At 61.2% G+C, this 10,473-nt stretch carries 9 protein-coding genes; 7 read left to right on the top strand and 2 right to left on the bottom strand.

All coding sequences use genetic code 11. From position 1 onward, the window contains the following. The 7 genes from EN914_RS10660 to EN914_RS10630 form a co-directional block, all read left to right on the top strand. Window positions 1-1,049, top strand: a 1,049-nt coding sequence (locus tag EN914_RS10660) for a porin (protein ID WP_164778707.1), incomplete at its 5' end; no start/stop codon positions are given. 500 nt (window positions 1,050-1,549) lie between these two features. Further along, entirely contained in the window at window positions 1,550-2,341 is a 792-nt protein-coding gene (locus EN914_RS10655) for an AraC family transcriptional regulator (protein ID WP_013529886.1), read from the top strand. 238 nt (window positions 2,342-2,579) lie between these two features. Then, window positions 2,580-3,470, top strand: a complete 891-nt coding sequence (locus tag EN914_RS10650; protein ID WP_024505105.1) for an aromatic ring-hydroxylating dioxygenase subunit alpha — start codon at window positions 2,580-2,582, stop codon at window positions 3,468-3,470. Between the two features lie 379 nt (window positions 3,471-3,849). After that, a complete protein-coding gene (locus tag EN914_RS10645) occupies window positions 3,850-4,869 on the top strand; it encodes a BMP family protein (protein ID WP_013529887.1) in 1,020 nt (339 codons plus the stop codon). A gap of 32 nt (window positions 4,870-4,901) precedes the next feature. Beyond that, on the top strand, window positions 4,902-6,425 hold the full coding sequence (locus EN914_RS10640; protein ID WP_024505104.1) for an ABC transporter ATP-binding protein: 1,524 nt from the start codon (window positions 4,902-4,904) through the stop codon (window positions 6,423-6,425). 62 nt (window positions 6,426-6,487) lie between these two features. Then, complete coding sequence (locus EN914_RS10635) at window positions 6,488-7,498, top strand: ABC transporter permease (protein WP_245462092.1); 1,011 nt, start codon at window positions 6,488-6,490, stop codon at window positions 7,496-7,498. Continuing rightward, entirely contained in the window at window positions 7,491-8,423 is a 933-nt protein-coding gene (locus EN914_RS10630) for an ABC transporter permease (protein ID WP_013529890.1), read from the top strand. Before EN914_RS10635 ends, EN914_RS10630 begins: the two co-directional genes overlap by 8 nt. A gap of 10 nt (window positions 8,424-8,433) precedes the next feature. Here EN914_RS10630 and EN914_RS10625 read toward each other — a convergent pair whose 3' ends face one another. Both EN914_RS10625 and EN914_RS10620 read right to left on the bottom strand, forming a co-directional pair. Next, the gene (locus tag EN914_RS10625; protein ID WP_024505102.1) at window positions 8,434-9,354 is read right to left on the bottom strand and encodes an ABC transporter permease; all 921 of its coding nucleotides are present in this window, start codon (window positions 9,352-9,354) and stop codon (window positions 8,434-8,436) included. Beyond that, entirely contained in the window at window positions 9,354-10,445 is a 1,092-nt protein-coding gene (locus EN914_RS10620; RefSeq protein WP_013529892.1) for an ABC transporter permease, read from the bottom strand. The genes EN914_RS10625 and EN914_RS10620 overlap by 1 nt, the downstream gene beginning before the upstream one ends. Window positions 10,446-10,473 lie beyond the last annotated feature (28 nt).

Here is a 10,473-nt window from a genome sequence, read left to right as displayed (position 1 = left end):
ACTTCTACATCCCCGGCACCGAAACCTGCCTGCGCATCGGCGGCTATGTCCGCTACGACGTCGGCGTGGGTGATGCCGGTTCGTTCGATGGCGTCAATCACGTTCCTGACAGCATGGGCGAAGACGACCACTCGACCTACTGGAAGAATGCCCGCTTCAACCTGAAGACCTGGACCGGCCAGGAAACCGAACTCGGCACGTTGAAGACCTACACCGAGACCCGCTTCAACTTCGGCAACAGCTTCGGCGACTATGCCAACCAGGCCACGACCAACGACAGCCGCAACAACTGGCAGGCCCGCAACACGGGCATTACGCTGAACTTCGCCTGGATCCAGCTCGGTGGTCTGCGCGTCGGTAAGGACGACCCGGCCTTCGACACCTTCATCGGTTACGCCGGCAACGTCATCAACGACACGATCGTCCCCTATGGCGGCTTCGACAGCAACGTCGTCCAGTACTACTTCGACCTCGGCAACGGTTTGTCGGGCGTGGTTTCCCTCGAAGAAGGTAGCGGCAGCGCTGGCCCGACCGGCGTCCCGCCTTTCACGTACATCAGTTCGGGTTACGACACGATCGACAGCTATGTCCCGCATGTCGTCGGCGGCGTGAAGTACACGCAGGGCTGGGGCGCGATCACGGGCGTCGCTGCTTATGACAGCACCTTCGAAGAATATGCCGGCAAGGTTCGCTTGGACGTGAACGCTTCGAGCGCTCTGTCTCTGTTCTTGATGGCCGGTTACGGCACCGACAAGAACATCGACCGCAACTTCTATAAGCAGTGGGGCGGCAACTGGACAGTCTGGGGAGGCGGCACCTACAAGTTCAACGAGAAGACCTCGTTCAATCTCCAGGTTTCCGCTGACGATGACAAGAATTACGGTGTCGCGGCAAACCTTGCCTACGATGTCGTCCCCGGCTTCACGGTCACGGCCGAAGTTGACTATAACCACGATGGCAAGTTTGGCCAGATTGATAACCGTAACTGGGTCGGCGCTACGAAAGAGAATAGCGTCGGCGGCCTCCTCCGCTTCCAGCGCGACTTCTAGCGGATTGTTGTAGCACTTCGCCGAAATATACGAATGCTCGCTGGGCAAGCCGGCCCAGTGAGCTCATCGGGTGGCTCCTCTCAAAATGCTTGAGTCCGTACCTCCAGGACCGAAGCGCGCCGCCGATGCGAAGGGCGCCTTTGACCAAGGCGCCCTTCATTCCGGCTATGTCCACCAGTGTGATCCCACCCGAGTGAAGACGAAGAGGAGGAGGTGGACGAACCTCTCTGCGCAGGCGGGACTGGCCAGCGCGGCTCGACGTCGATCTCGACAAGCCGTTGACCAGCGAGCGTTCAAGGGCGGCCTCTCTGGAGATCGCCTGGCGGATCGCCTCGGCTAGCCTGGGCCTGTGCGCGTGGAAGCATCGTTCTGCCGCCATGAGCAGGTTGATTGGCGGTATCTTGCGTCACGAGGCCATAGCTTCGACAATTGGAGACGCAGCCGGAACGCGGATCGACTTCATTTGCATGGCACCGGCAGTCTGACAGGGGGAAGCCGATATGCGCCTGCCACCGATCGACCTTAGCCGCGAGAACACCTTCGGCGAACTAACCTATGAGAATGGCGGCGACTACGGGCCGATCGGTGGCGACTATCTGGCCTTCATGCTTGTCCACGTCGGATCCCTGACGCTCGAGGCGGATGACAGCGTCCTGCAACTGGAGGCAGGACAATGTGCTCTGTCGCTCACGCGTGATCGCTACATGACGTCGGTGGCGCCGGAAACGCTGACCCATGTCAGCTGGTGCGATGGCCGGCCGCAGAACGCGGCGTGGCTGTACAAGGAGCGCGAGAAGTTCGCGCCGTTCATCGTCGCCTCGCCGATGGTCCACACCCTCATGCAGTTGGGTGTCGATCTTGGCCTCGGCGAGCGTGGCGGCCGCAGTGGTGTTCGCGAGTCGCTGACCAACGCCTTGCTCCACGCCTTCATCTACGAGGCCGAGGTGATCGAGGCGGAGCGGCCGATCCCGCAGACGATCCTGCAGGCACGCCGTTTCCTCGAAGAGAACTTTGCCGCCGATCTGTCGATCGAGCGGGTGGCGCAGCAGGTGCGCGTCAGCCCGCAATATCTGGTCTCGGCGTTCAAGAAACATCTCGGCATGACGCCGGCCAAATATCTGTGGCGTTGCCGCCTCGATTACGGCACGCATCTGCTGCAGCGGACAGGACTGTCGATCAGCGAGATCGCCTACCAGGTCGGCTACAAGAACCCCTATCATTTCTCGCGGCAGGTCAAGCTGGCGTTCGACTGTTCACCGACCGAACTCCGAGAGCAGAAGCGCAACGCCTGATGGTTGCCCACGTGCCTCCGGATGACGAGGCAAGCATTGCCTCCAGAACCGGGCGGGTGAACTGGCGATATGCTTTCCTCAAGAGCGGACATGGCGGTTTTCCAGGCACAGATGAATTGTCGGGCAATCAGGGTTGATCCGGCGTCAGGCAACGGACCGATGTCTTGCAACCTGGTTGCCGGTCGCGCCTTGGGCAGATCCGTTCACCGACAACAGACATTCCAGGCTGGACAGCACCATGAGCAATTTCTCTCATCTCGATCCCGTTGCGCTCAACGACTGGCATGTCGTCGCCTGTGTCGAGGACTTGCCGATCGATCGGGCGGTGAGGACGGTCCTGCTCGGTGAGCCGATTGCCGTTGGCCGGCGCGAGGGCAAGGCCGCCGTCTGGCAAGGCCACGCTACCGTCGAAGCTGCCCAAACAGAGCTACCTGTCATCGAGCGGTTCGGCTATGTCTGGACGACGCTCGGCACGCCGGAGCGCGACCTGTTCGAGATTCCGGAATTTTCCGAAGCCGATCGCCGCCACATCATCCAGGGCGTCGTAAGGGTAAACGTATCGGCGCCCAGGGCCGTCGAGAACTTTCTCGACATGGGGCATTTCCCATTCGTCCACACCGGCATTCTCGGCGAGGAGCCGCACACCGAGGTCAAGCCTTACAAAGTGCAGGTTTCGGCCGAGCCACCCGAAATAATGGTCACCGATTGCGAGTTCTACCAGCCGCAGGCGAATGCGGGTTCGACGACAGGGGCCGATACGGAATACATTTACCGGGTGCCGCACCCGTTCTGCGCCGTCCTTTACAAGACGGGGTCTCGGCAACGCGACCGACGCGACGTCATCGCGCTGTTCGGACAGCCGGTCGAAGAGGACTGGGTGCTCGTCCATATCGTCATCTGCTTGCTGGATGAGATCCGCGACCTCGCGACGCTGAGGCGATTTCATCAGACCATCCTGGGTCAGGACAAGCCGATCCTGGAGAATCAGGTTCCGAAGAGGCTGCCGCTGGATCCCCGTTCCGAGGTGCCGATCCGCGCCGACGCCGCGTCGGCCGCCTACCGCCGCTGGCTGCGCGAAAGGGGCCTGCGTTATGGCGTCGTGGCCGGCAACGGTATCGGCGCACACTAGAGCCGGATGATTTCAGGTCGAATCGACCTGAAATCGGAATCCGCCTCTAGATCAAAGAGATAGAGCATGATGTCTGGACAAACGGTTTCCGTTTGTCCGTGAAAACCGCTTCACACTTTTCGGCACTATGCTCTAGTCATGGGCGCATTTTCGGACATGATTAATTGTGGATATGCGCGAAAGAAATCGCAGCCATTGTTAGCCGACCTTCGCCGTGGAAGTTTCGGACCTAAGCCGGAAGACCGGCTGCCAACAACGCCATGGGGACGTTGTCCAGGCGATCGCCGCCTCCAAGTAGGCAACCGGAAAAGACAAGAACATCCGGATGACGACAAGGCGGCATTGGACAGTTCTCGGACTGGAATGAGAGGATCAAGCGATGACGAATACCATTACGCGACGCACGGCAATCCTGGGCACGGCGGGCGCCCTGCTTCTGTCGGGGCTTGTACGCTCATTCGCGGATGTCCCAAAGACGCTGAAACTGGCTGTTATCCTGCAGGACCTGCCTGACGTCGGCTGGGACCGGACGCTGCTCGACGCGCTTGAGCAACTGAAACAGGAAAGGCCCGAGGGGCTGGAGATTGCATGGGAACATACCGATCCGCTGTACGGAGACGATGCTGAGAACGCCATGCGTTTCTACGCAGAGAGTGGTGAATACGACATCATCTGGGGCCATGGCACCTATTCGGACCAGGTCCAGAAGCTGAGCGTCGAGTTCCCCGACCTGATGTTTGTTGTCACCGGCTCCGGCAATCACCCAGCCGGGCCAAATCAATACTGGATCTACAAGCGGCTGCATGAGCCTTCCTACCTGCTTGGGATGCTGGCTGGCCATACCACCAAGACAGGCATGGTCGGCATCGTCGGCACCTTTCCAGCCAATGACGTCAACGACCAGATCAATGCGTTCTTCGAGGGTGCAAAGTCGATCAGGCCGGACATCCAGCATCGGCTTTCGTTCATCGGCTCGTGGTCCGACAATGCGCTGGCGGCTGAGCATGCCAATGTGCAGATCGCGGCCGGCGCCGACGTCGTTTTCATGCTGACCGACAATTTCAAGCCCTGCCAGGAGCACAAGATCATGTGCTTCGCCAACATCAACGACCAGAGCAAGGTCGCGCCCGACGCCATTGCGTCCAGCGCCATCATCAGCTGGAAGCCCGATCTCAACTGGATCATCGGCGAATGGCTGAAACACAAGGCCGGTGCGCAATTCAATGGCAACGCCGAACCGAAATGGTTTTCGATGGCCGAAGGCGGCACCGACATCGCACCCTATCATGATTTCGACGGCAAGATCCCGCAGGCGGTGAAGGGCGAAATATCTGCCAAGCGGCAGGAGATTCTTTCCGGCAAGTTTGTCGTTCCGCTCAACACCGCCGAGGTGAAGTAAGACACATCAACCAGGCAGCCCGGTGCGACCCAATGGAAGACCTGCTGAACGTTCAGAACCTTACCAAGCGATTTGGCAGCGTCATTGCCAATGACGGGGTTAATCTCGATATCCGCAAGGGTGAGATCCACTGCCTTTTCGGTGAAAACGGGGCAGGCAAGTCGACGCTGTCGTCCTGCCTCTACGGCTACTACAAAGCCGATAGCGGCGAGATACGCTTCAAGGGCGAGGTGGTGGAATTGAACTCTCCCGGCGATGCCTTGCGGTTAGGCATCGGCATGGTTCACCAGCATTTCGTGCTGGTGTCGAACTTCACCGTGCTCGAAAACATCATCGTCGGCAGTGCCGATGTCGGGTTGCTGCTGAGGAAGGCCGATGCCCGCCGCAGGGTTCTCGGCCTCTGCAGGGACTGCGGCATCGACATCGACCTCGATCGCGAAATCTGGCAATTGTCGGTCGGTGAACAGCAATGGGTGGAAATCCTCAAAGCACTCTATTTCGGTGCCGAGCTGCTGATCCTGGACGAACCGACGGCGGTCCTGACGCCGCAGCAATCCGACCAGCTCTTCGTCATCCTTGATGGGATGCGCAAGCGTGGATTGTCGATTGTCCTGATCAGTCACAAGCTGCGCGAGGTGATGCAATCCGACAGGGTCACCATCCTGCGCAAAGGCAAGGTCGTCGCTACGGTGGACACCGCCAATACGACAGCCGAGGCGATTACCGCCCTCATGGTCGGGCACAAGGTGACGAAAAACGTCAGGGACAATTCCGTCACGCCGGCGGGAGAAATCCTCTCGGTCGAAAAGGTGTCGGCGGTTGGCGAATGGGGCGAGGATGTCCTCAAGGACGTGACGTTTACCGTCGCTGCCAACGAGGTTCTCGGGCTGGCTGGCGTTGCCGGCAACGGCCAGAAGGAACTGTTCGAGGTACTGATGGGAGTCCGCGCGCTTCAATCGGGCGGTTTCTCGCTGGAAGGAAGCCCGGTCACCGCGCCGACGTCTCGCCAGATTCTCGACAGCGGCGTGGGTTTCATTCCGGACGATCGTTTCCTCGAAGGGTTGATCCCGGAGTTCGGAACCGCCGAAAACCTTGTCCTCGGCTGGCAGCGATCGCCGGAATATTGTCGCGGTCCGTTCCTCGATCGCCGCAAACTGGCTGAGTTGGCGAGGCGCAAGATCGACGAATACAAGGTCGCGACCGCCTCGGCGGACCTCCCGGTGGAGCGACTGTCGGGGGGCAACGCGCAGCGTGTCATTCTTGCCCGCGAGTTCCAGCATGCGCGGCGGCTGTTGCTGGCCAACCAGCCGACGCGAGGGCTCGACGTTGCGGCCTCCGAATTCGTCTACGAGAAAATCCTGGAAAAGCGGGCCGCGGGCTTTGCGATCCTGCTCGCCTCAGAGGAACTCGAAGACCTGCTGCGCCTTTGCGATCGCATAGCGGTCATGTTCAAGGGCCGGATCATGGGCATCGTGCGACCCGAGGAGACCAGCCTCCTCGAACTTGGAATGATGATGGCAGGCGATGCCAGCCAGCTTACGCAGGGAATTCAATGATTTCATTTCAACGACGCTCGGGCAGCAGCCTGGGAAGGAACGTCGTCTGCTATTCGGCGGCGATGTCAGGTGCTCTCCTGGCTTCCGCTGTTTTGCTGAGGCTTTCCGGCGGCGATCCTGCAAGGGCCTTCACGGCCCTGATCGTCGGTGCATTCGGCAGCCAAGGCGCATTGCTCGGTTCGCTGGCGAAGGCGACCCCGCTGTTGCTTGTCGGGCTGGGCACGGTGTTCGCATTCAGGGCCAAGATCTGGAACATCGGCCAGGAGGGGCAGGTGTTCGCCGGCGCGATGGCCGCCTATTGGGTGAGTTTCTGGATAGCGCCATTGCCAGGCTGGCTGGCCGTCTGCACACTCGCGCTGGCCGGAATGGCGGGCGGCGGCGTGCTCGGCCTGTTGGCCGGCGCACTGAAAGCCAGGTTCGGCACCAGCGAGATCATTTCGACGGTGATGCTGAATTACGTCGTCATGTACCTGCTCGCCTACCTTCTCGATGGCGGCCCCTGGATGGCGACAGGCGTGACCGTATCCTATCACCAGTCGCCGCCCATCGATCCAAGTCTGGAGTGGCCGATCCTCTTGTCCGTTGGGGCGGGAAAGCTGCATGTCGGCTTCCTGTTCGCTCTCGCCGCCTCGGCATTCGCAGCGGTGCTGCTCGACAAGACGTCGCTGGGCTACGAAATCCGCGCGTTCGGCTCAAACCCGACCGCGCTGACGTTTCGCGGCACAAATGTGCGCCGGCTTCTGCTGACCGTCATGCTGATGTCGGGGGCCCTGGCGGGACTGGCTGGCGCCGGCGAGCTTTTCGGTGTCTCGCACCGGCTGCGTGCCGAGACGCTGCTTGGCATCGGCAGTTCGGGGATCGTCGTTGCCATGGTGGGAGGACTGCGCCCGAGCGGCGTGATGATCGCCGCCCTGTTCTTCGGCGCGCTGGAAAGCGGCACGATCTACATGCGGCTGAAGAGTGGCACGCCGGCAGGCCTGGTGTCGGCGATGGAAGGGCTGGTGCTTTTGTTCTTTCTCAGTGCCGCCGTCGCAACGCGCCTTCAGATCGTGAGGAGGGAAGTCCATGCTTGAGCTGCTGCAGGGCCCGCTTCTGATAAGCCTCCTGGCGGCGATGGTCCGCATTGCCACGCCATTGCTTTTTTCGGCAATGGGCGAACTTGTCACGCAGCGCGCGGGCATCTGGAACATCGCTGTCGAAGGCACCATGCTGATTGGCGCCATTGTCGCCTACATGGTTGCCTCAACAACCGGATCGCCTTGGCTGGCTCTGGCGATAGCCATCCTGGCCTGCGCCGCGAGCAGCCTGATCATGTCGTTCGTCACGATTGTTTTGAAGGCCGAGCAATTCGTAGCCGGCCTTGCCCTTAATCTCTTGGCATCGGGCGTGACGCTGTTCTGGTTCCAGGCCTATATTGGCGGTCGCGAGGCGCCGACCTTCATCGGCTTCGACCAGGTTCCGATCCCCTATCTGTCGGATATTCCGATCCTGGGGCCGGTGCTGTTTTCCCAACGCCTGCTGACCTATGTCAGCTTCCTGGTGCCCATCCTCGTCTGGTTCTTTCTCTACCGAACGAAATACGGCCTTGAGGTGCGCTGTGTCGGCGAAAATCCGAAGGCGCTTGACGTCAAGGGCCTGCACGTCGGCCTCAGGCAGTGCCTTGCGATCATGTTCGGCAGCATGATGTCCGGCTTCGGCGGCGCCTTCCTGATGCTTGGCTATTCGGACAAGTTCGTTCCCGATCTCATTGCCGGCCGCGGCTGGCTGGTCGTGGTCGCGATCATCGCCGGCAACTGGATGCCGTTCCGGATCGTTGGAGCGATCTTCATCTTCGCGTTTCTGGAGGCGTTGGGCATCCATGCGCAAGTGGTGGGGATTCCTGTCCCCCACCAGTTGTTCCTCGTCTTGCCCTATGTGGCGTCACTTGTGCTGCTTGCGGGCCTGCGGTCGCGCACCCATCAGCCCGTGGCGCTCGGCATTCCCTACAACAGGGAATAGACCCTGCTGCTCAACCCGCCGGGCGGAAAGGCTTTGCTAGCGAAGCCGGGAAGTGCAGCGCCAGCATTTGCCGGTTTCGCGAGATCAGCACCAGAACGATGATTGTCGCGAGATAGGGCAGGGCCGAGAGCAGTTCGGACGGCACTTCCAGTCCGAGCGCCTGTCCCTGCAGCTGGAGGATCGTCATGCCGCCGAACAGCCAGGCGCCAAGCAGGATGCGCAGCGGGCGCCATGTGGCGAAAACCACCAGCGCCAGTGCGATCCAGCCTTTGCCGGCAGTCATGTTCTCGACCCAGAGCGGTGTGTAGGCGACGGACAGATAGGCGCCCGCCAGGCCAGCCATCGCCCCGCCAAACAACACGGCCATGTAGCGGATCCTGATCACGGGATAGCCGATCGCATGCGATGTCTGCGGTGACTCGCCGATCGTTCGCAGGATCAGCCCGGCCTTCGTGCGGTAGAGAAACCAGCTGATGGCAGCGAACATCACCAGAGCCAGGTAGACCATCGGATCGAAGCGGAAGAGCAACGGACCGATCAGCGGCAGATCGGACAGAACAGGGACGTTGATGCCGTGCAGCGCCTCGATAGGCTCGCTGCCGAAGCCGCGGCCAAGGAAGGCCGACACGCCGGAACCGAAGATGGCCAGCGCCAGTCCGGCCGCATATTGATTGGTGAGGAAGCTCAGTGCCAGAACGCCGAACAGCAGCGAGGCGGCGGCACCTGCCAGGGCGCCAGCAAGGATCGCAACCGGCATTGGATAGCCCGCTGTGACGGCCCAGAAAGCCAATGCCGCGCCCATCAGCATCATGCCTTCGATGCCAAGGTTGAGCACGCCGGACTTCTCCACCACGAGTTCACCGAGGGCAGCGAATATCAGCGGCGTGGCGGCGATGACGGTGCCGGTGAAGATGGCGATGAACAAATCCATCAGGCTGTCTCCAGCGCGTGCGTGTCTCGGGCCGGCCGTATCAGGCGGATGCGATAAAAAATGAAGAAGTCGGCGGCGAGCAGGAAGAACAGAAGGATGCCCTGGAAGATGCGCGTCAGCGCCGAGGGCAGGCCCAGCGTCATCTGCACGCCTTCGCCGCCGAGGAAAAGCAGCGACATCAACAGCCCGCCAAGCACGATGCCGAAGGCGTTCAGCCGGCCGATGAAGGCAACGATGATGGCCGCGAAACCGTAGCCGGGCGAAATCTGCGGCGAGAGCTGGCCGAGCGGCCCGGCGGCTTCCGCCATGCCGGCGATGCCGGCGGCCGCACCACCCGCCATCAGCCCGATCCAGACGGCGGCAGATTCGCGAAAGCCGGCATAGCGGGCGGCAAGCGGTGCCGCTCCGCTCACCGACATCTTGTAGCCAAGGAAGCTGCGGTCAGTGAACAGCCACATCACGAACACGGCGACGACGGTGATGAAGATCGAAGGGTTGAGCCGATAGGCCGGGTCGAAGGATTCGAACAGGGCGGCTGTCGGCAGAAGTGCCGTCTGCGGGTAGTTGAAACCGGCCGGATCGCGCCACGGTCCATGCACGAGATAGGACAGGAACAGCGTCGCGATGTAGGTCATCATCAGCGTGACCAGGATCTCGTTGGTGTTCATGCGGGCGCGCAGGAAGGCAGGGATCGCCGCCCATGCCATGCCGGCGCCCATGCCGGCAACGAACATCAACGGCAACAGCAGCACGCTGTCCGGGTTCGGCCAGAAAAGACCGACGCCGCTCGCCGCAATCGCGCCCATGGTGAACTGGCCCTCGGCGCCGATGTTCCAGACATTGGCGCGGAAGCCGATAGCCAGCCCACACGCAATGAGGATCAGCGGCGAAGCCTTGAGCAGCCATTCCGACAAACCGTTGAGGGAATTCAACGGCTCGACAAAGAAGGCGTAGAGCGTCGGCAGCGGATCGTGTCCGAGCGAGGCAAAAAAGATCGAGCCGACGACCAGCGTCAAAACCGACGCCAGCACCGGCGCCGCGACGCGCATTGTTGCCGAAGGCTCCGGCCTTTGTTCAATCCTGAAGCGCAACGTCGCCACTCCCAATTGCCATTTGATC

Origin of the sequence: Mesorhizobium sp. M7A.F.Ca.CA.001.08.2.1, assembly GCF_003998455.1 — a bacterium.
In the GTDB taxonomy this organism is placed as follows: Bacteria; Pseudomonadota; Alphaproteobacteria; order Rhizobiales; family Rhizobiaceae; genus Mesorhizobium; species Mesorhizobium ciceri.
The sequence above is the reverse complement of the archived record's forward strand: the minus strand, read 5'-3'. Positions and strand labels throughout refer to the sequence as shown.